Raw genomic sequence first — 22,522 nt, 5'->3', positions numbered from 1 at the left:
TATCACCCCCGTCCACAAAGAATCAGGAGTGATAGCGTACATCCGCAATGCCAAACCACTGAAAACTTAGAGAAACCATATAAGCCAAGCAGGGAGCAATGACAAGCAGGATCATCGAAATTACGTCAATCCAGGATACTTTTGAGGGATAGAAGTATGTTCTCGGACCTTTCCCGTCAAATTGCTTGGCTTCCATCGCGACGGCAACCCGGTGTGCGCGGCGGATGCTCTGGGACAGGAGCGGTACGGCGTACAGGCGGATATGCTCTGCCAATCCTTTCAGTCCCTTCCCTTTTACCCGTGCCCCTCTCACCTGAAGTGCTTGCCTGCGGATCAGAAACTCCTCCCACACCATCGGCAGCAGCCGGATGGAAGCCATAAAGCTGTATGCAAATTTCGGAGCTAGTTTGAAGCTTTGCATCAGTGCATAGAAAAGTTTTACGGAAGAGGTCGTACTGACAAACAGCAGTCCTTCCGCCGCAAAGGCAATCGACCGGAATCCCAGATGCATGCCTCTGTAAAAACTCTCTTCGGTAATGCGCAGCAGTCCCCACTGCCACCACAGGGTATCTCCCTTGCCAAACAGAACCATCGTGATGGAAGAAGAAACAAACAGCAGGAAGAACGGCAGGACAAGCAGCAGCGTTTTCCGGAACGGAAAGCCGCCAAGAATAAATAGGAGAAGCGTATAGACAATCGCCTGATCCATTGCGAAATCTATGTTTCGAGTCTGCACCGTGACGAAGAACAGAGCGATAAATAGAGCAAGCTTTACGGCAGGATTGGCATTCTGCAAAATTGTCGATCGAGTAGGCGTCAGCAGCTCAATCATGTCCCCACCCGCATTTCTGGCTGCTCCCGGCCAGCGGGCGTTCCTTCCTTAAGCACGCCATTACACACTTCCCAGACACGAGAGGCGACATGCCGGGCGATTCCCTCCTCATGTGTTACCATGACAATCGCCGCGCCTTCCGCCTGCATCTCCATGCAGTAATTCAGAATTGCAAATGTGTTTCTGGCATCCTGGCCAAAGGTAGGCTCATCCAGCAGCAGGATCGACTGTCCGCATACAACGGCTCCGGCCATGCTTAATCTCCGCTTCTGACCGGTGGAAAGCTGATAGGGATGGCGATGCTCCAAACCCTCCAAATGAAAGGAATGAAGAAAGCCTCGAGCCTTTTCATCAACCTGCTCTGAGCTCTCATTTTCCCGCGTCTTCATGGAAAATCCGATCTCATCCAGTACGGTATCGGCTACAAACTGAAACTCCGGGTTTTGGAATACATATCCAATCCGATCTGAAGGGGGAAGGGTCTTCTTTCGCTCTTTTCTCCTTGCACCGGCTGTTTCCGGCATCAGCTCTCCGCATAGCGAATAATGCCCGCTGAAACGCAGAAGGCTCATCAGACTCAGCAGGAGCGAGCTTTTCCCCGCTCCGTTCGGGCCAGTAACAGCGATAAAGTCACCAGGATAGATCTCTGCTGCCTGCACCTCTATCACCGGATGATCCGCACGAAAGCCTGTAAATTGGCGTAAAGCCAGCAGTGGATCTTGATGACCAGGCATTACCGGTCTTTGCTCCATCTGCCTCATCTCCAGAATTCGGAAGAAGTCCTCCCATACACCCGGATACCAGATTCCATACTGCTGCAGCTCTTTTCGGAAGTTGCGGAATATCCATTCCGGGCTTCCGTCACCAATGATGCTTCCGTCCGGAGCAAACAGTATGATCCGATCCACCCGGTCCGCCATCTCTTCAATACGGTGTTCTACCACAATCAACGTACGACCTTCCGCCGCGCGCCACACGGCCTCCCACATTTGCTCCCGGCCATCAGGGTCAAGGAGTGCGGACGGCTCATCCAGAAAAATAACCTCTGGCTCTAGCAGCAGAACAGACGCCAGGGCGAGCCGCTGTTTCATTCCTTGGGACAGGCTGTCCACCGGTACATGAAGCTCATCCAGCAGCAAACCGACCGCAGCAAGGGCCCCCCGCATCTGCGGGATCATACGCTCCCGCTTTATTCCGCGGTTCTCCAGAACGAAAGCCAGTTCTTCATCCACATACGGCATGCAAAACTGGGTGTCCGGGTCCTGAAATACATACCCTCTTGACCTCGGGACCACAACATCCTCCGCTCTTAGCGGCACTTCAATCACATGCGGGATCAGTCCTCCCAGCACCTGCAGCAGAGTCGATTTGCCGCAGCCGCTGGGGCCAAGCAGCAGAACCTTCTCCCCCCTGCGGACTGAAAGAGACAAATCCTTAAATACAAAGCTGCCCTCATCCGGAAATTTAAGCCTTAGTCCGGTAACCGCTGCGGCAACGGCTTCCTCGTTTTGTGCGACCGCACTGTTCTCAATCATGGTCAAGTGCTTCGTAATCCCGTTTTGTCACCGGCCGCAGAAGCTGCGTTACGCCGGTAGCCTCAAGAGCCTTTGCCAGCGCAAACGCCAGATATCCTGCAAGCACGGCTGAACTGATGATACGCAGCGCATATTTAAACAACATCATCCAAAGCGTGTAATCCGTAACATAGCCATAATACACATCGACCAATAAGGAGCCCAGCGCTGCCGCTGCACCTGCGAATGCAGCCGTGCCCAGCCGGAAGCTGCGGTAGCGCAGCAGGGCGAAGATCAGCTCTGCGGCAAGGCCCTGCACTACACTGTACAGCACCAGCTGGATGCCCCATTCGCTGCCGAACATGATCTCCACATGGGCTGCAGCAACCTCCGCAAGTATCGCGACTCCAGGTTTGCGGATCAGCAGCATCGCGAGCGTTGGTGCGAGAAACCAGACACCATACACCAGCTCATCAGCCTGGAAAAACAGCGGTTTAAACAGGTCATACACCGAGCTCCAAAAATGGTACACTACACCGATCACAAGCGATAGCAGAATGGTTACCAGCAAATCGCTCAACCGGAGCCCCCTTCTTTTTTCGGTAATTAATGCGTTGTTCATCGTACATCCTCTCTCCTTTTCACAAAAATAGGCATAAAAAAAACCGCCTGGATATGCAAAGAGAGACGGTCAAATAAGCCCCAAAGGGGTCTTAACGTGAATTCTCTACGCTGGCATTATCCAGTTCAGATACCCGGTCAGCAGCGGATAACAGCTGCAATCTCAGCCTGATTCAACTCAAGCCCCCGTATTCCATATGTAACAGATGTACCTTCACAAAAATTGTTCAGACAAAGGCATCCGTATCCTGGTTCCAAAATACACCAACTTCCTGTTTGTTGGCAATAAGAAAATAATCGGCGGATTTGTCACTTACCTATCGTTATTGCTTAAAATGACTTTCTATGTCAATATATTTCAGAGTGTTCAAATAGCAGCATTTTGCAAAAATCGATTCCGGCCACATCTTTTTTCGCAACCAAAAGACGGCTGTGAACGTTAACTCTATAGATCGACGCAGCATCATCCGAAGGGAGATAAAGCATGGCAAAAGAATTTTTAAGGCTGATGACAGAGCTCTCCTCGAGAAAGTGGCTTTCTGCATTGATGGGACGCTTCTCTCACAGCAGGCTCAGCCGGGGAGTCATCCCTGTTTTTATAAAAAGCTATCAAATCCCCGCCCATGAAGCGGAAAAAGAGATTCATGAATACCGGAGCCTGAACGAGTTTTTCTCAAGACGTCTCAAGCCGGGCATGCGTCCTGTTGAAGATGGAAGGGATGTGCTGACAAGCCCGGTAGATGCCAAAATTACCGCGATGGGCGACATCAACGCCGGGACCATTCTGAATGTAAAAGGACAGGACTACTCTGTTGCGGAGCTGCTGAACTTCTCTCCTCATTTGGAGCTGTACAAGCACGGATATGTATTTGTGTTATACCTTAGTCCCACCGATTACCACCGCATTCATTCCCCGATCACCGGCGTGCGCACGGAAAGCGAGCATATCAAGGGACGCGCCTATCCGGTCAATGAGTTTGGCATGACGCAAATGAAGTCGGTTCTGTGCCGCAACGAACGGCTGATTACTTATATCGCTGGCGAATACGGCGAAGTCGCGGTAGTGAAGGTAGGCGCCATGAATGTGAGCAGCATTCGTTATAATGACGATAGCGTAACACGATGGAACAATGGCGATGACTTGGCTTATTTTGAATTTGGCTCGACCGTTGTGCTTCTGATCCAGGACGGAATCTTTACTCCGCGCCCAGACCTGAAGCCTGGAGATCAGATGCGGATGGGACAGCTTCTTGGGACGCTTCACGCCCCGTCATCCCGCAAAAACAGCTAGGACCGCTCTAGGACGGATGCCAGGAGCCTCTGGAACAATCGCGCCGGCATCAACGCCTTCGCTCCGATCGTAAGCCTTGTGCTTCGGGGCAGCGCGTACCGGAATGACGGGCGCTCTATGCAGGCAATATGAGCAACCAGCCTGGCGACCTCTTTCGGGTTGCCTCCTTGTTGTGCGCTTTTACGCGAGAAGGCAAGTACTTTGTCCAGCATCCTCTGATAGGGAGAACCCGAGGTTGTGCTCATCTGCGTAAAACCCTTATCCCAGATCGGTGTACCATAAGCCCCCGGTTCAACCATGACCACATCGATGCCAAAAGGCTTGACCTCCAGCGCAAGACATTCACTGAAGCCTTCCAGTGCGAATTTTGAAGAAGCATAAGGGCCGTAGCCCGGAAACCCGATGCGGCCGCTGATGCTGCTCACCTGGATGATCCGGCCCTTGCCCTGTTTCCGCATCAAAGGAAGTACCGCCTGCGTGACATGTACCATTCCATGAAAATTCGTATTCATCTGTTCCACCCAGACCTCGGCAGGCACCTCCTCGATAAAGCCCCCATATGCGGTCCCCGCATTGTTAATGAGCACATCCAAACGTCCATATTGATTCCAAATATATGCCGCTGCCTGCTGCACCTCAGCATCGTTCGTTACATCCAGCTGGGTTGTATGAATACGTGCACTTACTCCTGCCTGCTCCGCCGCTTCCATCAGCTTGGCCTGCGTCTCCATTCTCCGTATGCCTGCGATAACGACGAACCCCCGCAAGGCCAGCTCAATGCATGTCAGCATTCCAAAACCGCTGGAGCTGCCGGTAACCAGCGCAACAGCTCCCTCCTTCAAAGTCCCCATCATGTGTCCCTCCTTAAACGGGAATGCCATTGAACAGAAAAGGCTTTGCATCCAAATAATGACGGATTAATGCCAAGCTGTACGGTTTGCTCTCCCGCAGCTCCGCTGCTTCCCACGGATGCGGGGCATGATAGCTCTGATTTTCGATCAGCGACTTGATAAAAAAGGTTTCCAGCGTATGTATGCCATCCGTATCTGCAATAATCGGTAGAAGGCTTTCGTAACCCTCAAGAAATATCTGGCGCTGCCCCGGATACAACCCTAAGAAAGCCTGGGCCAGATCATACGAATAATGACCGAAACCACAGCGTCCAAAATCAATTGGATAAGGGTCGCCGTCTTTGAACACCAAATTTCCTCCATGGAAATCAGCATGAATCATACCAAAACTTTCCTCATTCCTCTGCATTGCGGACATATGGTCTGTGATTTTCCCCGCAGCCTGCTCATACAGACTGAATTCTTCCGCTGTCAGGAAGCTTCGATAGTGCTTTTTAAGCCTTGCCGTTTCCTTCTCGAATATCTCTGTTCCCCAGGTTGGACGAATAAATCCCACCGGGGGCTGAAACGAACGGGCTGCTTGATGCATCTGCGCCAGCAGGACACCCATCTGCCGGATTTGCCGATCGCTGTAATTCCCTTCTTCGTGCTCTCCTTCGATCCAGCGCAGAACCGAAACCTGCCAGACGCGTCCGCGTTCTGTTTCCACCTCAGTTACATAAGAACCTTCACGGTTCACAACTCCTGTCGGAACCACCAGGCCCCGCTTCTCGGACAAATAATCGAGCCATTCCATTTCCGAGGCGATTTCTCTCGAAGATGCCACACCTGGATGAATGCGCAGCAGATAAGAACATCCTGTTTCGTCTTTAATTTTATACGTCACATGCTCAGACACTTGGATAAAATCAATATCTTTTTCATTTAACTCATACTGCTCAAGTGCGGCTGTTAGTGCGGCTTCTGCCTGAACCAGGAGCAATCTTCTGCTGTCTTCTGTATCCGCGTTAAAAGCTTCGTTCATTCGTTCATTCCTCCTTGTCATCTTCTGCATTATGGGTTTAATGGTAGAATAACATATTTGGTGCAAACATACGGCGTGGGAATGGAGTTTCCGAATGATCCATATAGCCTATAACTGATCCAAGCGATCTGGAAGATTGCGTCCCTAAAGCGTAAAACGCCCAATGGCCTAGCCCAAAAGCCTCGCGAATCCAAAAGATACCCCCGCCGCATTATGCAGCGAAGGTTGCAATAAGAAGTAGATTCAAAAAGGCAGACGGTCCTTCAAGACCGTCTGCCTTATCTGTTCTATGCCTGCGGGGAATCGATTCGGCTGGCGTCGACCAATCCCTTTGTCCGCATAGGTGAAGGCTTCCTCGGCGATCCGCCTGTTATCCACGCCGTCTTAGCCTTTTCGGGATGCTAGCGTATGCAGCGGCATGCGGTACCCCGTTTATTGCTTCTTCGAAACGACCGGACTTGCGCTCACAAGGATGCGGTCGATATCCGGCGCGTATCCCGTCGGCTGGGTAAACAGGAGCGTATTGGACCCGGCCTGCAGATGCACGGTCTTCTCAAGCGAGGCGACCGTCTCCCAGCCGCCGGAGCTCGGGAAGCTGAGCGGCACGCCCGCGCCGCCGTTCACGCTTAACACGGTGGAGCGGCTTGCTTCGCCGTTCAAATAAGCGATCTTCAGCGTGTAGTCGCCGGCGGATTGCACCGTGACTCCGTTGAACCGCAGCGTACCGCTGCCGTTGCCCAGATATCCGACCTTGCTCCCGCCGGAGCAGGTCGCACAGCTCGCGACGACAGCAGAGCCACCAAGCGTGTTGCCGGGCGCCTCCGCCTCATAGGCGATAGCGCCGGAAGGCGGAGGTGTGACCGGCGTCACGGGCGGATCAGGCAGTACGGTCGAAGTCGTGGCGCTCGCGGACACGTGGAAGCCCGTAAGTGTCAGCCAGCCCTCACGGTTCGCGTCCTGCCGCGTATTCGCGAAACGAAGCGTCTTGCCGCCAGCAAGCGGGTTGACGATCCGCATCACCAGCTTGTAGTTGCCGGGAGTCAGGTTGTGGTTCGCGCTGAACGAAAAGGCGTAGTCCGTATCGCCAGGCAGGACGCTTGCCAGATTCCAGTTGGCGGTCCCCAGTGACTTGATCCAGGTATCATTGGCGCTCAGCACGCCGAACTCGACCGGCCAATTGTAGTAGAACGGAGCAACGCCCTTATTCCGGAGCTTGACGCCAACCTTCAGCGAGGATGCCGGAGAGTCGGCCAGCTGAACCGAGGAGTTGTACAGCGTGTAGCCAAGCATTTTATGCGCCCGCAGTGCGTTAGCCGAGGCGGTCTCGTTCGGAAGCGAGGATTTGTACACTCGATCGTACATGAGCCAGGAGGCATGCGTTGTCTCGACCGAGGTCTGGAAATCTTCGCCGTTCGGGTTCGGCCACTGCTGCCAGAAGCTCGGATCCTGCTGGAGCGGCGGATAAAGCTCGCCTCCGATCGGATGCGTCTGCCAGATGTTCTGCAGACCGTTCTGGGTGACGAGACTCCAGAAGTCCCAATCATTCTGGAACAGCGTCTCGTAGGAGAAGGAATCGTCATGGTATCCAAAGGCGTTTTTTAAAGCGGCCGTGCTCGCGGAATAAGGATACCGAGCTAACACTTGGGTCTTGCGGAATGCATCCTTAAACGAGGACAGCAGCGCGTCCCGGTTGCCTGGGTTCATCTCCCAATTCGTCGGGTCGGCATTGTAAGGCCAGGTATGCCACTCTCCCCAGAAGCCGTACAGCCCCGCCGTCACGAAGCCGATCCGGGGATCACCGTCGTAACGCGCACCGAGCGCGGTGACGAACTGACGCAGCGCCAAATTGAGATTGGCGTCGTTCCAATCCGGGGCCAAGCTGTGCGTGGCCGTATCGTGATTGCCGTTCTGATCGTAATCACGGGTCATGAGCCCGCCGTTGATCAGAAACTGCGGAATTCCCGTCGTGCGTCCAGGATAGTCCACGTAGACGCGGAAGGCCGCCTGGTTGCCCCGGCTCGCGATATCGTCCAGATAGGCGTCCAGCGGTGCCCAATTGTACGTGTTCCAGCCGGTCATCAGATCGCGGAGCGAGACGTAGAACCATTCCATGCTATGGGGGAAGCTGTTGTTCGGGTCAGTGCTCTCCGAGGGCAGCTTGGAGAAAGGCAAGAAGCCCTTCAGCGGGTTCAACTCCAGTCCCGGCTTGTTGGGGTCGTATGTTTGAGCCTGCCACTCGCCGGTGGCGTCGGCATGCGGAAGCTTGAAGTTCATGAGCAGCATCGAGCCGAGCAGAACGAAGACGAGCATCTTCCATCCTTGCCTTGCCATTCTTGCATTTAACATCCTATCTTTCACTCCTGTTCACATGGGATTCACATTTGAAGCAAGCGGCGAGCATGCCCGCCGCCCTTGCCATTCACCCCCTTTCCGGCGCAGTCCTTCTATCCCTTACTGGCGCTGAAAGCGACGCCCTCGATAAACCGCCGCTGGAAAATAAAAAACAGGACAAGCATCGGAATAACGGCCATGAACGCACCTGCCATCAACACCGGATAATCCGTACCGAACATGGAGACGAGCGTGGCCAGTCCTGCCGACAGCGTCAGCTTCTCCGGGGAGCTGTTGATGATGAGCGGCCACTGCAGCTCATTCCACGACCAAAGCAGTTGGATGATGACGACCGCGACAAGCGCGGACTTGACGAGCGGTAGCATAATATGGCTAAAAACCTGAAACGGATTGCAGCCGTCCAGGACTGCCGCTTCCTCCAACTCCTTGGAGATGCCCAGGAAAAATTGCCGCAGCAAAAAGGTGGCGAACGGGCTGACGAGCGAGGTGATCCAGAGCGCGGTCACCGTATTCACCAGTCCGAGCTTGCTCATCATCAAGTATTGCGGCGTATAGAACACCGGGTTCGGGATCATCATGACCGAGATGATCAGGAAAAAACATAATCCTCTGCCCGGAAAGCGGATGCGTGCGAACGCGAAGGCCGCCATCGCACTGAAGATGACAGGGAACGACGTCTTCATGAACGCCGCCATCAGCGTGTTCGCATAGTAGTGCAAAAAGGGCGATTGCTTGAGTGCGTCCATATAGCCTCGAAGGCTGGGCTCCGCAGGCAGAACAGCGATCGGAATCTGGGTCGCCTCGGTCGTTGTTTTGAGAGACGTGAGGACCATCCAGAGGAATGGGAGCACCATGACGACGGCCCCCGCGATCAGAATCAAATGAATAATAAGGTTGCTTCTATGCTTGGCAGAGACAGCGCTGCTCATTTTCGTACCTCCTAAAAGTTTTGTGAGCATGGCTTCCTTGATATGACTTCGTACAAAACTTGCTTCGGAAGCGTTACTTTGTTTTGTGAGCATGGCTTCCTTGATTTGACTTCGTACAAAACTTGCTTCGGAAGCGTTACTTTGTTTTGTGAGCATGGCTTCCTTGATTTGACTTCGAACAAAACTTGCTTCGGAAGCGTTACTTTGTTTTGTGAGCATGGCTTCCTTGATTTGACTTCGTACAAAACTTGCTTCGGAAGCGTTACTTCGTTTTGTGAGCATGGCTTCCTTGATTTGACTTCAGACAAAACTTGCTTCGGAAGCGTTACTTCGTTTTGTGAGCATGGCTTCCTTGATTTGACTTCAGACAAAACTTGCTTCGGAAGCGTTACTTTGTTTTGTGAGCATGGCTTCCTTGATTTGACTTCGTACAAAACTTGCTTCGGAAGCATGGGTCTAGTCGTAAACCACCCATTTTTTTTGCAGCAGGAACTGAATGCCCGTCAAAATCAGGTTAATCAGCAGCAGGATGTTGACGATGGCCGCTCCATAGTTCTGATCGTAGTAAATAAACGAATTTTGGTAATACGCGTACACGAGAGAGCGCACGGCGGGCAGCGCAACATTCGTCTTGCCGATGATCAGATAGATACTGTCAAAGATTTGCGTTGCACCGATGACGAGCACGATGGACGTAAAAAACAACGTCGGCGTGAGCAGCGGAAGCGTGATAGAGCGGAACTTGCGGAAACCGGCGGCGCCGTCAATCTCGGCCGCCTCGTACAGAGGACGCGGAATCCCTTGCAGTCCGGCAAGGATCAATAGCATGTTAAAGCCGATCGAGCCCCATACGCCGACCATGACAAGGGCATACATCGTGAAGCGTTTGTCCGAGATCCACGCGATATGGGTGCCGAGCACGGAGTTCAGCAGTCCGTAATCCTGCGCGAATATTATGACCCACACCATGGCAGCTGCGGCCGCCATCGTGACCTGTGGCAGAAAATAAATGACCCGATAAATGGACCGGCCTTTGATCTTAGCGTTCAGCAGCACGGCGAAAAATGTGGAAAGCACGATCGTCGCGGGCACGAACAGCACGACATAAAACATCGTATTTCGTAAATTTTGCCAAAACTCCGCGTCCTTGAACAATCTCTCGTAATTGGCCAGGCCGACCCAATGGCTGACGAGACCAAAGTTTTCGGACTTCAAGAAGCCCAGATAGATGGAGTAGACGGCCGGCCAGCTCCAGAACACCAACGTTCCGATCAATGTCGGAGCGATCATCAAATAGGCCCATGCGTACCTGCTTTTCGAATTCATTGCCTTCACCTCATATTTGCCGAAGGCGCCCCGGATACCGGAACGCCTTCGACGTTTTTACCTTGCGTACGGTGCTTACTTCGCGTCCGCGATCGCCTGATTCATCATTTCCGCAACCTTTTTGGCGCCTTCCTCGATCGAGATCGCGCCGCCCCATGCCTGGGACATGATCTCGCCCTCTTTCGCGAACCAGACCGGGTACGACTTCGAGCCGCTCGGGTACGGCGTTGCGTCCGCCGCCTGGTCGATGAACACCTGCAGATTCAGTTCGGGTTTGGACTTCACCCATGCATCCTGAGTACCCTGGAACGCCGGGATCGCCGCGCCCATTTGGGCCGTGATTTCGGCAGCCTCCTTCGAGCCGAGGAACTTCAAGAACTGCCACGACTCCTCCTTATGCTTGCCCTTCGCGGACATAACGTTGCCGAGGCCGTTGATGATATTGCCGCGTCCCGCCTTGCCCTTCGGCAGCGGGGCCCAGTTATACTTGCCCTTAATGATGTCACTGCTAGCCAGGTTACCGTTGTCCCAGGAGCCGTCAAAAATCATTGCGAGCTTGCCCGACTTGAACATCTCGACCGAATCCGTGTCGGTCATCTGCTGGTGCGTCGGCGAAGCCTTATCGAGGATCATCTGGTAACGGGCCTTTAACGCCTCGATCGAGGCAGGCTCGTCATACCCGGATTTGGTCATGTCGGCGTTTAAAATGTGGCCGCCGTACGCCAGCATATCGTTCCAGTAGCCGGCCTGGGTGTCCATTTTGGCGCCGAAGCCGTAAATGCCTTTGTCCGGCTGGCTGAGCTGCCCTGCGACCTCCGCCAGCTTGGCATAATCCCAGGTATCATTCGGATACGCTATGCCTGCCTGATCGAACAACTCCTTATTGTAGGCCAGGCCGATCGTATCGAAGTCCTTCGGGACGCCGTAGTTTTGCCCGTCCATCGTATAGATCGAGCCGAGGTTGGACGCGTAGTTGTTCAGATCGATCTCTCCGGCCTGTACCTTGTCCGTTATCGGCTCCAGAAACTGGCCGGACGCGTATTTGATGAACTGGCCGCCGTGCATCCAGAATACATCGGGCAGCGTGCCTGCCGGAGCGGCAGCGGACATTTTCGTCCAATACTCGCCCCAAGGAATGGCGTCGATCTTGACTTCAATGTTAGGGTGCTGCCCGGTAAACGCTTTGGCGATCGCTTCCATCGCCGGCTGCTGGTTTTTATCCCAGATCGCGTAGGAAATCGTCACGCTCTTCTGGCTGCCGCCGGCAGGCTCGCTATCCGCAGTCTTGCCTCCGTCATTCGATTGACCGCAGCCGGCCAGTGCCAGCGATGAGGCGAGCAGCGCAGCGACGGCCGTCCCCCATTTTTTTCTCAAGTTCATCGTGAATCCCCCTCGGTTATTTTGAAATATGCCGTACCTTAACGTTCCGCCAACATGTCCGAGCTGCTAGAACATAGGGAATTTGCGCAACCATCATTCCCCCGTTTGAGTCGTCGTGAGCTCTTGACGCTATAATCATAAATCATGGCGAATTCGGGTTTAAATGCCCGGATTTTAAGATTCAAGCCCCATTTTTAAGATCCTCTTCCCAGTCGCGGACGTTGTCTGCATAATAGAAAGGCGCCTGTCGACACGTACATTCACAGAAGACAGACCGCGTTTAGTTGAAGTTTTTCTTGCGATGATAGAATTGTTCAGCTCCCTGAAAACTCATAAACTCTATCATCTAACAATCAGGATCAAAATTCAGATGATTTGGGGCATAAAATCCGCAAGAATTTGCCCGCTATCGACAAGGAGAATTCAGCCATGACCAAAACAATTTCCCGTCTACCCGGCGAATACTGGTGGGGCGGCGCGATCAACGAAGGCAGTTCTATGCCGTTCGGCCAGGCGGCACATGCGAGGGATTTGCGCACGACGGACGACAACCAGGCCTCGCCTTTGCTGCTCTCCAGCAAAGGCCGGTACATCTGGAGCGAGGAGCCGTTCGCCTTCCGCGTGGACGAGAACGGGCTGTCCGTCTTTGACAGTGCCGGCGAAATCATCGTCGAGGAAGGGCACCGCTCGCTGCAAGGCGCCTACCGACATGCCTCCGGCGCGCACTTCCCGCCTTCCGGGCTGCTTCCCGACGCGCTCGCGTTTACGGCTCCGCAATACTGCACCTGGGTTGAGATGTTCTATGCACCTACCCAGGACAAGATCATACGCTACGCCGAGTCAATTCTCGCGAACGGGCTGCCGCCCGGCATTCTCATCATCGACGACAACTGGATGGAAGACTACGGCATGTGGGATTTCGACAAGCACCGCTTCCCCGATCCCCGGGCGATGATTGATACCCTTCACGGCATGGGCTTTAAGGTAATGCTCTGGATGTGTCCTTACGTGAGTCCGGACTGCACGATGTTCAAGGAATTGCACGGCAGCGACCTGCTCATGAAGGGCGAGGGTGGCGCGCCCGTGCTTCGACATTGGTGGAACGGGTACAGTGCCGTCGTGGATTATACGAAGGAGAAAGGCGTGGCTTGGTTCAGGCAGCAAATGAACAGGCTGACTGGGGACTACGGAGTCGACGGCTTCAAGCTCGATGCCGGCGAGCCTATCCTGCCCGGAGCGCCGGATACGACGCAGCCTGTCGCCTGGTCGCGCCCGCTGCGCCTGCTTGAGGATTGCGAGGCCTATGCGTCCCTCGGCGTTGGCTATCCACTCATCGAGCTGCGCATGTGCTGGAAGCTCGGCGGGCAAGCGCTCATCCAGCGTCAGCGGGACAAGACGCATACCTGGGACACGGGAGGGCTCGGCGGCCTGATTCCGAACGCGATCGCGCAGGGACTGCTCGGGTACGCATTCAACTGCCCGGACATGATCGGCGGCGGCATGGACGGGGACATCAACTCCCCCGACTTCCATTTCGACAGCGAGCTTTTTGTCCGGTACGCCCAATGTGCCGCACTGTTTCCGGTCATGCAGTTTTCCATGGCCCCCTGGCGCGTGCTGCGCGGTGAGGAGCTGACCTGGTGCCTGGACGCCGTACGGCTTAGATCAGAGCTAGGTCCCGAACTGCTCGCGCTCGCCCGCCAGGCTGCTGCCGATGGCCTGCCGATGTTGCGCAGCCTAGAGTTCGAATATCCCGGATGCGGCTATGAACTCGTACAGGACCAGTTTCTGCTCGGATCGAACCTGCTCGTCGCGCCGGTCGTCGTCAAAGGCCAAACGTCAAGGCGCGTCGTCTTCCCCGAGGGTCGGTGGCAGGGCGATGACGGAAGCGTGGTCATCGGTCCGACCGAGCTGGAAGTCGAGGCTCCCCTATCGCGGCTGCCCTGGTACCGCAGTAATCAATAGGACACGGGCGCCGGCAAAAACGAAATCAAGGCCATCCTGCCAGCGAAAGATCGCAGATAGAGTAAAAGACCCCATTGTAAGTTTTAATGAAAGATAGAATGGTTCAGCTCTGCTGAAATGTATAGATATATCAACAAAAGAGAACGTCGGCGTGCCTTCATAAGAAAACGTCTATAAACGCACTTCAAAGAAAGACAGTCCGTCTTAAGCGGAAGTTTTTCTTGCGATACAAGGATGTTATGCTTTGAGGATGATTATTTTCTGATATCCTAAAAAAGACAGAACGCTTTATAGAAGTCTCATATACTTGCGATTACAATTGAAATGATCCATTTCGTGGTGAACTGATAATTCTAGTATTTTATAAAAATCGGGAACGCACCTCCTTCACCGGAGAGGCGCCAGTCCTCAATAAGCCGAAGACCGTTCTGGGAGGTGTCAAATATGTATGAGCTGCTTATCGTCGACGATCACGCACACCTCGTGGACAGTCTCGAGCGTAATATACCGTGGGAAACGCTCGGCATCGGCAAGGTTCACAAGGCTTTCTCCGGCGAGGAGGCGCTCGAATACTGCAAGAGCTATCCCGTCGATATCATCATCACCGATATCCGCATGCCCGGCATCTCCGGACTTGAGCTGATCGAGCATATCAAAAAATATGACAAGCACTTCAAAAGCATCCTGCTCTCCGGTTACGGCGAATGGGACTACGCGCAGGAGGCAATCCGTCAGCAGGTGGACGGCTACCTGCTCAAACCAGTTGACCATGGGGAACTGGCTTGCATGCTGCAACGCCTGACGGAAGACCTCCAAATTGAATGGGACGAGCGGGGCAAGCAGGAGAATGCCATGCGCTTGCTGCATGAGCATATGCCTCTGCTGCGCGAAAAACTGCTCATTGATCTGCTGCAAGGGCGGAAGCTTTCGACTGAGCTGCTCGAAGAGAAGCTCGCCTATTATCAGATGCCGTTTCGTTCAAGCGACGAAACGGCAATGTGCGTCCTTCGCATCGAATCGTCAGCAGAGGAATTGAACTGGCAGGACCAATCACTGCTTGCCTCGGCCGTCGTCAATATCGCGGAAGAGACGTTCTCGGATCTGTTCTACGTTTGGCGCGGTCGTGATCCATTCGAACATGAAATCTTCATTCTCAAGGCCCGGGAGGCGTCGTGGCTGGAGCGGGAACCGCAGCCGGAGCGTGCACGGCAGCAGTCTCTCGAGCATCTGGCATCCAGACTGCAGCGTCACGTCAGGCACTTTCTCAAAAGCAGCATCTCGATCGTCGTGAGCCATTGGCATGTGATGGCGCATGGTTTGCGCGGAACATACCAGGACTCGCTGGCCGTGTTCGCCCGTCATCTCGGCGGCGAAACGGATCTGTTCATTGGGCTGCAGGATGCCGCCGCGCCCGATTTACCATACCGCATCCACAGTCTTTACGAATCCCCCCCGTTGATCCAGCTGTTCGAGATCGGCCAGTGGGAGGCTATTTCCGCCAAGTGGGACGCCATTTTCCAGGAGGTGACAGACAAACGGATGGAGTCGCGCGAGACGCTTCTGGAGCTTTATTATCACGCCATGGGCGCATTCAGCTTTTTTGCCCATAAAAACGGGCTCAGCCTGCATGACATCATTCCGGCAGAGTCGGATAAGGCCGGCGATGCGAGCCGTTTCCGCCATATGCGTCAATTACAGGACTGGGTCTTGCATACGCTCGACCGGTTGCGGGAGATGACCAAGAGTGAATGGAACAACGAGCAGGCGGTGCTCATCCGCAAGGTCCGGCAGTTCATCACCGATCGAATCGCCGACGCCACGCTGCAGACAGCAGCGGATCACGTCGGCCTGCATCCGGCGTACCTGTCCTCCCTGTTCAAGAACAAGACAAGAGAGAATATCAGCGAGTATATGTACAAGATGCGCATGCAGCGGGCGCGGGAAATGCTTATTGAGAAGCCGGAACTAAAGGTTAGCGACGTCGCCTCGGCGATCGGCTACCACAAACCGCAATATTTTATCAAGCTGTTCAAGGAGCATTACGGACTAACGCCCCAAGACTTCCGCCACCAATATTCCTGACCGAACGGAGACACTCGCATGAGGCTTACCATATTTACAAAAATCGTGCTCGTCATCTTCCTGCTGCTCGTCTCCACGCTGCTGCTGTACTACTTGACAAACCGCTCCAGCGTGCGGCTTATCAAACAGGAAATTCAACGCGTGAAACTGAACGAGCTCACGTTTCTGGCCGGCGACATCGACAACAATCTGTCCAAAATATCTTCCTTCAGCGATTTTCTCGTGCTAGACAAAGATGTGCGGCTGCTCGCGACCCCTTCCTTTCTGGAAGGGGACTTCGAGCTGAATAAGCTGAAGCTGCGGGTGTCGGACAAATTGAACCTGCTGCATGCCCTGAATAACTGGAACGCTGAATTCACGGTGGTCTATGCGGAGGACAGCCCTGCCTACTCCCCGCTGGCCACGTCGCCCACACTTAACGATCTTTACCTGGAAACGCACTTCCGCCCATTCTGGCAGTACGAGCATGCCAACGGCGGCGCGTATTTGACGTATTATCTGGCGCATCCGTACACATTCCGTTTCGATCCGGACAAGGTGTCCTATGTCATCAGGGCCAAGATCGACACCAAAAACGTGCTCGATTATTTGGACCGTGCCAAGGGGACGAACGACAATGGGCCGATCTTGTTTTCTGCGGCCGGAGACGTACTGACCGGCGATACGGAGAAGCTTCCGTTCATCCGCGAGCTAACCCGTCTGCTCGGGGTAGGAGAAGAAACGAGCGGTAACCGGCTTATCAAACTGAACGGCGAGCATTATCTCGTCAACTTTTCCGCGCTGGGCAGCTTTAAAGACTGGTACGTCGCGGACTATACCCCGATCAACGAAGTGCTGGATCCGATCTATGCCAACCAGCGGTTGTACTATTTCTCCAGCATTTTTCTGCTCCTTTTCAGCATCCTGCTCGCCCTACTGCTCTACCGGGACGTGCAGATTCCAATCCGCAAGCTGATCTGGGGCGTCCGAAAGATCACGACCGGCCAGTATACGATCACGCTGCGCCAGGAAAGCAACGACGAATTCGCCTATCTGTTCGACCGCTTTAACGAGATGTCCAAAGAAATCAAGGAATTGATCGAAAAGGTGTACATGGAGCAAATTCGCTCCAAGGAGGCAAAGCTGCGGCAGCTTCACTCCCAAATCCAGCCGCACTTCCTGTACAACTCGCTCGCGTTTATCAAGAGCATGGCCGAGCTCGACGAAAAGCAGGCCGTCATTGACATGTCCATGAGCTTAAGCCGTTATTTCCGGCAATCCATCAAGTTCGAGAATACGTTTACGACGCTGCGGGAGGAACTGGAGCTCGTCCGGCTATACCTGACGATCCAGAGCCTGCAGATGGACCGCTTCGTCTTCGCCATAGATGTCGAGGAAAGCATTCTCGATCTGCAGGTGCCGAGGCTGCTGCTGCAGCCGCTAGCGGAAAATGCCATTCTGCATGGCATCGAGCCGCTGCGCACGGTCGGAGACATTCGAATTGCGGGTCATATTGACGGAGAATATTGCGAAATTAGCGTAGCCGACAACGGCCGCGGCGTCGAGACCGGCCGACTCGCCGCGCTCCGAAACGCGATTTACAGCGGTTCGGATACCAATACCGCGTGGGCGCTTCATAATGTATATGAACGGATGGGCGCGCTGCTTGGCCCGGACGCTCATATGGAGCTTGAGAACGGAGAACTTGGCGGACTCCAGGTGAAGCTGTGGTGGAGAATGGTTCGCGAACAGGAGGGATTGGAATCATGAGCATCTGGAGATGGTTGAAACAAACGGGACTGTTCGGCTTCGCGATTGTCTTTTTTGTCCTCGTCATGTTATTTTCCTTCGTCTATTGGAAGGATCAGAAGGGCCCCCCCGACAGGCCAGAGGCAGGCTCTATATCTAAAGAGCCTCCCCCTTCCTTCGTCGGAGGAAAATACGAGCCCCCCGCCGTCTTGACGACCGTCGGGCATCTGTACCCCGACATCGAGTTCAAAAACGGCGAGGATCTGCAAAACAACGTCCTGAGCCGTCTATTCGAGGAGAAGCTCGGCATCAAGGTGAAATACCTGTGGACGACGACCGGAGACGAGGACGTTTACATCAACAAGCTGAATACCTCCATCGCGGCCGGACAGCCGCTCCCCGACATCGTTACGTTCAAGGGCGGACAAAATCTGTATCCGCTTCTGCGCTCCGGTGCCTTCCGTGACGTCGGTCAGCTTTTCGAGCAGTACGCCTCGCCCAAGTGGAAGGCGGCCATGGAGCAAGCTCCCGAAGCGTGGGACCGGTATACGGTCAACGGCAAAAAGATGGCGGTACCGATTCTCGACGGCAAAATGAACTCGAACGAGGTGCTGTACATCCGTCAGGATTGGCTCGACAAGCTTGGCCTCAAGGCGCCCTCCACGATCGAAGATATGGAGTCCGTCATGGATGCGTTCGTCCATCAGGACCCGGACGGTAATGGCATAAACGATACTTACGGGCTCAGCGTCAGCCTGAAAAATTCGTTTTTTTCCTGGATGTCCGACGCAGGTTTCGTGTTCGGGGCTTACGGTGAGATGCCGGACATCTGGAACTTGGGCGCAGACGGGAAGCTGTCTTACGGCTCGGTCCAGCCAAGCGTCCGGCAAGGACTGGCGACGTTGAAGCGGTGGATGGAGCGGGGCTACGTACCGAAGGATGCCGAAATTCTCGACGAGGTTCAGGCGACGGAAGCATGGAAGCAGGGCAAGGCCGGCATGATCTTGGCGCCGCTGTGGGCCGCCGGCTGGCCGCTCGGGGATGTGACCGCAAGCGTGCCGGGCGCCAAGTTCGACGCGTATCCCATCCCCACCGGGCCGGGAGGCCTGTCCGGCACGCGCGGCACGCCCCCGGAATTCGGCGCGGTCGCCATCAACGCGGACATGGCGAATCCCGAAATTTTTTTCAGGTATATGAACTTCGTCTACGATAACTTCGTCGATCCCCCTGCCGGATCACCGTATCGCTGGGGCATCGCCGAGGGCTATGACTACGGCTATTCGGGCGGTAAGCTGACATTCCGGGAGAGCCAGGTGCCCGGCGGTCTGGCGGACCCCCAGAAGTATCTGCTGAGCCTGTCGCTCCCCTCTGTCCCGAACTTGCTCAGCGAATCGATCGCCCGCATCAACCAAAGCGTGTCCGACCAGACACCATACGACATCAAAAACAAGCTGCAGCGTACGCCTCAAGAACTGAGGGGCTGGAACATCGTCGAAAGCAATCCCACCGTCTATAAGACAGACGCCTTCACCGGCGCACCGACGCCAATGATGGAAAAAATCGGCGACGCCCTCGATGAATTGCTCCACGATGCGATGCTCAAGATCGTCTACGGCCAGGAGCCGCTGACTTACTTCGATCGCGTCGTTGCCAGATGGCACGCGTTGGGTGGCGACGCAATGACCGACGAAGTGAACGAATGGTACGCATCGCTAAAGGAAACGCGCTGAGCGTGGCGTTCATCCCGATCCATCTCAAAAATCCCTGCTTTTATGTCATTTTGGCTTGCGACATAAGTTCATGTCTTTAGGCTTGGACAAGAACTCACCGCGCTTGCCGATCTACCATCGTGCCATAAGTGTGCATGTTTTGCCTTCTTACAAATTTGAGGGATTTTATATTCAAGCTTTAGTAATATTACAGTAATAATCCTTCTCTTCCAAAAATAAAAAGCAGACACGGCTCCCTGCTCCCGTGCTGCTCTTTATGCTCATGCTATGTTTAGAACCACAAATCATTCGCGGGCTCGTTTGGCTTGTACCGGCGCATCCGGCTCCGAATCATGCTGCGTCCGCCCATGGTATATTCGCGTCTGCGTATTCTCCGTCTGTACGTCATTCGCGCGTACCTCCCTTCGTTTCTTTCAGCCGTATGTACTTCACCCTATTTACCCGGGCTTTACATTGCCGAAACAAAACGGGAGGTTTAGCGGATTTCGGAAGGCTTTTTGCCGGTATACTGCTTAAACTGTCTGCTGAAGAAGAAGATATCCCGGTAGCCTAGCGCATCCGCTACTTCTGTTACATTCATGCCCGCATGAAGCAGAAGATGCTGTGCACGCTCAATCCGTGTCCTTATAATATAGGACTGCACCGGTATTCCAATCAGTTCCTTGAACTTGATGGAAAAATATCTTGGGGAGAGGCCCGCACGCGCCGCAAGATCCTCAACCCGATGAGGTTTTCCGGGATGCTGCTGAACGTAATTTGCAATTTCGTGAATCACCTCGGTCAGCTGATTGCTGGCCTTCTTTTCCTCCGGCTGCTCGCGGTCATGCCGCAGCAGATGAATCATAAGCTGCTTCAAAATCAGCTGGCCTTCCTCTTCTGCAGCAAACGTGTTGACCAAAAACAGCCTCACGTACCTCGCGAGCATGTATTCAAAATCAACCGTATCCGTCAAGCGGCGGTAAGGCAGTGGTATCTCGCTCACCGGCTCGGAAACTCTGAAATGGCTGTATGTAAGCACCAACGGCTTTTGCGGATTATGGATCGCACTGGTGTGGTCACCCGGTCTGAACAAAAAACAGCTGCCTTTGCCGACCTCAAAGGACTCGTCATTACGGATGACTGTCCCTTCACCGCTCCATACATAAAATAGATCATAGTTTTCCAGCGCTTTTTCACGCTTCTGCCATTTCCACCCCGGCTCGCAAACGATCTTTGCAAGAGAGGGCAGTATTTGGAAAGAAGATGGCGACGCATGCAGCATGTCGTCATTCCCCCTTATATATAAACTAATTCAATACAGGTACACATATTGTATCAAAGATCATGCACACTTTAACACAATATATGTATATGATACTCTTTCACGCGAAATTTTGCACATCCTGCCACGCGGCGATTAGCCTGCTGATGCCTTCCGTAATTTGATCCTCTTCCAGATGGGCAAATCCGAAGCAGGCCGCCGGAGTCCCTTCATCCAGCCGGTATACCTGCGCATCCCGGAAGCTGATTCCTCTTTGATTTATTGCCATACAGAAAGCGGTGTATTCCTCCGGTGATCTGAGCCAATGCGCATAGACATGCAGCCCCGCATCACCAGGTATGAGTTCGAAGAGATGAGAAGCCTGTTCTTTCATCAGATTACAAAAGTGCTCGTGTCTCGCTCCATAAAGCCGGGTCAGACGGCGTAAATGCCGCATATAGCCTCCCTTGGCCATAAATCTGGCAAGAGCCCGCTGCTCCAGAAATCCCGGGGACATTGGTTCATACAGAGACTTGGCGCGAACAGCGGCTCCTACGAGCCCTTCCGGCAGCACCGCATAACCCAGCCTCAGCCCGGTAAACATCGTTTGCGAAAAGGAACCCATGTAGATGACCCGCTCCTGCGTGTCGAGTGCCTTAAGCGGCTCGATCGGTCTGCCAGCAAAGCGAAATTCGCTATCGTAATCATCTTCAATAATGACTGCATTATGCCGCTGTGCCCAGTCAAGAAGCTGTCGTCTGCGTTCCAGGCTCAGCACGGCTCCCGTAGGATACTGCCTGCTGGGTGTGACAAAGAGAATACCTGAATCCCACTCCTGCGGCTTTACCCCCTGACGGTCAACTTCCGCAGGAATAGCTATTCCACCGCATGCTTTAATGGCTCTGCGGATACCATGGAATCCCGGATTCTCCACGACAGCTGTATCCCCCTCATTCATCAGCAGCTGGAACAGCAGCGCAATTCCCTGCATCGACCCGCTGAAAAGAACAATATGCTCGGCCCTAGCCATAATGCCACGCGTGACACGTAAATGAGAGGCAATAGCTTCACGCAGCTGACAGTCTCCTTCTGGCGGAGCTTTATGCTGCAATTCGCTCCCCTTTCGTCCGCCGGCATAAGAAAGGGCGCTCCGCCACTCCTCATACGGAAAATGGCTCATATCCAGCGGTTGATTGATAAAACTGATTTCTGCCTGCATCGCTGGATCTGCCGGCCCCCGTGGCAGTGAAATCAGCCTCTCGCCCCAGCTGGAGAGTTTTACTGGTGTATCCTTTATTTCCGCCTTAGGACGGGGTGAATAACCTGCATGGGTCACATAGGTCCCCCTGCCTGTCTCGGTATGTACATAGCCTTCTGCCATTAGCATGTCATAGCTCTGAGCCACGGCTCCGCGGGATAACCCGTACATATCTGCCAGTTCCCGGGTAGAAGGCAGCTTTATCCCTCCCGGCAAACGTCCGTCTTGGATTGCTTCCCTTAGCGCATGATACAGCGCAAGATACTTGTATCGGTATTTACTGAGATACGATTGCATATGGAGGCTCAGTTCCATCCCTGTCGCCCCTTCCCTCTACTGGATCTGCTTGAACTATTTAACGAATGTTTACAAACCGAAAACATGATTGGACTATAAATT

17 protein-coding genes are annotated in these 22,522 nt (G+C 53.9%); 5 read left to right on the top strand and 12 right to left on the bottom strand.

The genetic code is table 11. The features are described 5' to 3' along the window. Positions 1-22: 22 nt before the first annotated feature. The 3 genes from KJS65_RS25080 to KJS65_RS25070 are packed head-to-tail and all read right to left on the bottom strand — an operon-like array spanning position 23 to position 2,968. On the bottom strand, positions 23-832 hold the full coding sequence (locus KJS65_RS25080) for an energy-coupling factor transporter transmembrane component T family protein (RefSeq protein ID WP_213652547.1): 810 nt from the start codon (positions 830-832) through the stop codon (positions 23-25). Next, positions 829-2,367, bottom strand: coding sequence for an ABC transporter ATP-binding protein (locus KJS65_RS25075; RefSeq protein WP_213652546.1), 1,539 nt, complete (start codon positions 2,365-2,367; stop codon positions 829-831). Before KJS65_RS25075 ends, KJS65_RS25080 begins: the two co-directional genes overlap by 4 nt. Beyond that, positions 2,360-2,968 (bottom strand): ECF transporter S component, encoded by a 609-nt coding sequence (locus KJS65_RS25070; protein WP_213652545.1) that lies wholly within the window; start codon positions 2,966-2,968, stop codon positions 2,360-2,362. The genes KJS65_RS25075 and KJS65_RS25070 overlap by 8 nt, the downstream gene beginning before the upstream one ends. A 483-nt stretch (positions 2,969-3,451) precedes the next feature. Here KJS65_RS25070 and asd point away from each other — a divergent pair, with 483 nt between their 5' ends. Next, entirely contained in the window at positions 3,452-4,258 is an 807-nt protein-coding gene (gene asd / locus KJS65_RS25065) for an archaetidylserine decarboxylase (RefSeq protein WP_213652544.1), read from the top strand. On the opposite strand, the gene KJS65_RS25060 is transcribed toward asd, so the two are convergent. The 7 genes from KJS65_RS25060 to KJS65_RS25035 all read right to left on the bottom strand — a co-directional run bounded on the left by KJS65_RS25060 (position 4,255) and on the right by KJS65_RS25035 (position 12,120). Beyond that, on the bottom strand, positions 4,255-5,112 hold the full coding sequence (locus KJS65_RS25060) for an SDR family oxidoreductase (protein WP_244864794.1): 858 nt from the start codon (positions 5,110-5,112) through the stop codon (positions 4,255-4,257). The two genes, asd and KJS65_RS25060, sit on opposite strands and share 4 nt — an antisense overlap. A 10-nt stretch (positions 5,113-5,122) precedes the next feature. Further along, on the bottom strand, positions 5,123-6,133 hold the full coding sequence (locus tag KJS65_RS25055; protein ID WP_213652543.1) for a phosphotransferase enzyme family protein: 1,011 nt from the start codon (positions 6,131-6,133) through the stop codon (positions 5,123-5,125). A gap of 243 nt (positions 6,134-6,376) precedes the next feature. Continuing rightward, complete coding sequence (locus KJS65_RS30130; RefSeq protein WP_280531358.1) at positions 6,377-6,511, bottom strand: hypothetical protein; 135 nt, start codon at positions 6,509-6,511, stop codon at positions 6,377-6,379. 54 nt (positions 6,512-6,565) lie between these two features. Beyond that, positions 6,566-8,479: a DUF4832 domain-containing protein gene (locus tag KJS65_RS25050; protein ID WP_213652542.1), complete on the bottom strand. Its 1,914-nt coding sequence runs from the start codon at positions 8,477-8,479 to the stop codon at positions 6,566-6,568. A 98-nt stretch (positions 8,480-8,577) separates the two neighbouring features. Further along, positions 8,578-9,696, bottom strand: coding sequence for a carbohydrate ABC transporter permease (locus tag KJS65_RS25045; RefSeq protein ID WP_306432994.1), 1,119 nt, complete (start codon positions 9,694-9,696; stop codon positions 8,578-8,580). 174 nt (positions 9,697-9,870) lie between these two features. Next, positions 9,871-10,740 carry a carbohydrate ABC transporter permease gene (locus KJS65_RS25040; RefSeq protein WP_213652541.1) on the bottom strand — a complete coding sequence of 290 codons (870 nt, stop codon included), beginning with the start codon at positions 10,738-10,740 and terminating at the stop codon, positions 9,871-9,873. 75 nt (positions 10,741-10,815) lie between these two features. After that, positions 10,816-12,120, bottom strand: a complete 1,305-nt coding sequence (locus tag KJS65_RS25035) for an ABC transporter substrate-binding protein (RefSeq protein WP_213652540.1) — start codon at positions 12,118-12,120, stop codon at positions 10,816-10,818. A 429-nt stretch (positions 12,121-12,549) separates the two neighbouring features. Between KJS65_RS25035 and KJS65_RS25030 the strand changes: the two genes are divergently transcribed. The 4 genes from KJS65_RS25030 to KJS65_RS25015 all read left to right on the top strand — a co-directional run bounded on the left by KJS65_RS25030 (position 12,550) and on the right by KJS65_RS25015 (position 19,625). After that, positions 12,550-14,085, top strand: a complete 1,536-nt coding sequence (locus KJS65_RS25030; RefSeq protein WP_213652539.1) for a glycoside hydrolase family 31 protein — start codon at positions 12,550-12,552, stop codon at positions 14,083-14,085. A 444-nt stretch (positions 14,086-14,529) separates the two neighbouring features. Then, positions 14,530-16,167: a response regulator gene (locus KJS65_RS25025; protein WP_213652538.1), complete on the top strand. Its 1,638-nt coding sequence runs from the start codon at positions 14,530-14,532 to the stop codon at positions 16,165-16,167. An 18-nt stretch (positions 16,168-16,185) separates the two neighbouring features. Continuing rightward, positions 16,186-17,916 (top strand): sensor histidine kinase, encoded by a 1,731-nt coding sequence (locus tag KJS65_RS25020; protein ID WP_213652537.1) that lies wholly within the window; start codon positions 16,186-16,188, stop codon positions 17,914-17,916. Beyond that, on the top strand, positions 17,913-19,625 hold the full coding sequence (locus tag KJS65_RS25015; RefSeq protein WP_213652536.1) for an extracellular solute-binding protein: 1,713 nt from the start codon (positions 17,913-17,915) through the stop codon (positions 19,623-19,625). The genes KJS65_RS25020 and KJS65_RS25015 overlap by 4 nt, the downstream gene beginning before the upstream one ends. Before the next feature lie 475 nt (positions 19,626-20,100). Here the strand turns inward: KJS65_RS25015 and KJS65_RS25010 are convergent, their stop codons facing one another. Beyond that, positions 20,101-20,886 carry an AraC family transcriptional regulator gene (locus KJS65_RS25010; protein ID WP_213652535.1) on the bottom strand — a complete coding sequence of 262 codons (786 nt, stop codon included), beginning with the start codon at positions 20,884-20,886 and terminating at the stop codon, positions 20,101-20,103. Positions 20,887-20,986: 100 nt separating this feature from the next. Then, the gene (gene pdxR, locus KJS65_RS25005) at positions 20,987-22,438 is read right to left on the bottom strand and encodes a MocR-like pyridoxine biosynthesis transcription factor PdxR (protein ID WP_213652534.1); all 1,452 of its coding nucleotides are present in this window, start codon (positions 22,436-22,438) and stop codon (positions 20,987-20,989) included. Positions 22,439-22,522 lie beyond the last annotated feature (84 nt).

Source organism: Paenibacillus sp. J23TS9 (assembly GCF_018403225.1).
Classification (GTDB): Bacteria; Bacillota; Bacilli; order Paenibacillales; family Paenibacillaceae; genus Paenibacillus_AQ.
The sequence above is the reverse complement of the archived record's forward strand: the minus strand, read 5'-3'. Positions and strand labels throughout refer to the sequence as shown.

Bases quoted from the DNA above. Each gene is read 5' to 3' on its own strand.
- KJS65_RS25080 (WP_213652547.1), bottom strand. From the start codon at position 832: ATGATTGAGCTGCTGACGCCTACTCGATCGACAATTTTGCAGAATGCC.
- KJS65_RS25075 (WP_213652546.1), bottom strand. From the start codon at position 2,367: ATGATTGAGAACAGTGCGGTCGCACAAAACGAGGAAGCCGTTGCCGCA.
- KJS65_RS25070 (WP_213652545.1), bottom strand. From the start codon at position 2,968: ATGAACAACGCATTAATTACCGAAAAAAGAAGGGGGCTCCGGTTGAGC.
- asd (WP_213652544.1), top strand. From the start codon at position 3,452: ATGGCAAAAGAATTTTTAAGGCTGATGACAGAGCTCTCCTCGAGAAAG.
- KJS65_RS25060 (WP_244864794.1), bottom strand. From the start codon at position 5,112: ATGATGGGGACTTTGAAGGAGGGAGCTGTTGCGCTGGTTACCGGCAGC.
- KJS65_RS25055 (WP_213652543.1), bottom strand. From the start codon at position 6,133: ATGAACGAAGCTTTTAACGCGGATACAGAAGACAGCAGAAGATTGCTC.
- KJS65_RS25050 (WP_213652542.1), bottom strand. From the start codon at position 8,479: ATGTTAAATGCAAGAATGGCAAGGCAAGGATGGAAGATGCTCGTCTTC.
- KJS65_RS25045 (WP_306432994.1), bottom strand. From the start codon at position 9,696: ATGCTCACAAAACGAAGTAACGCTTCCGAAGCAAGTTTTGTACGAAGT.
- KJS65_RS25040 (WP_213652541.1), bottom strand. From the start codon at position 10,740: ATGAATTCGAAAAGCAGGTACGCATGGGCCTATTTGATGATCGCTCCG.
- KJS65_RS25035 (WP_213652540.1), bottom strand. From the start codon at position 12,120: ATGAACTTGAGAAAAAAATGGGGGACGGCCGTCGCTGCGCTGCTCGCC.
- KJS65_RS25030 (WP_213652539.1), top strand. From the start codon at position 12,550: ATGACCAAAACAATTTCCCGTCTACCCGGCGAATACTGGTGGGGCGGC.
- KJS65_RS25025 (WP_213652538.1), top strand. From the start codon at position 14,530: ATGTATGAGCTGCTTATCGTCGACGATCACGCACACCTCGTGGACAGT.
- KJS65_RS25020 (WP_213652537.1), top strand. From the start codon at position 16,186: ATGAGGCTTACCATATTTACAAAAATCGTGCTCGTCATCTTCCTGCTG.
- KJS65_RS25015 (WP_213652536.1), top strand. From the start codon at position 17,913: ATGAGCATCTGGAGATGGTTGAAACAAACGGGACTGTTCGGCTTCGCG.
- KJS65_RS25010 (WP_213652535.1), bottom strand. From the start codon at position 20,886: ATGCTGCATGCGTCGCCATCTTCTTTCCAAATACTGCCCTCTCTTGCA.
- pdxR (WP_213652534.1), bottom strand. From the start codon at position 22,438: ATGGAACTGAGCCTCCATATGCAATCGTATCTCAGTAAATACCGATAC.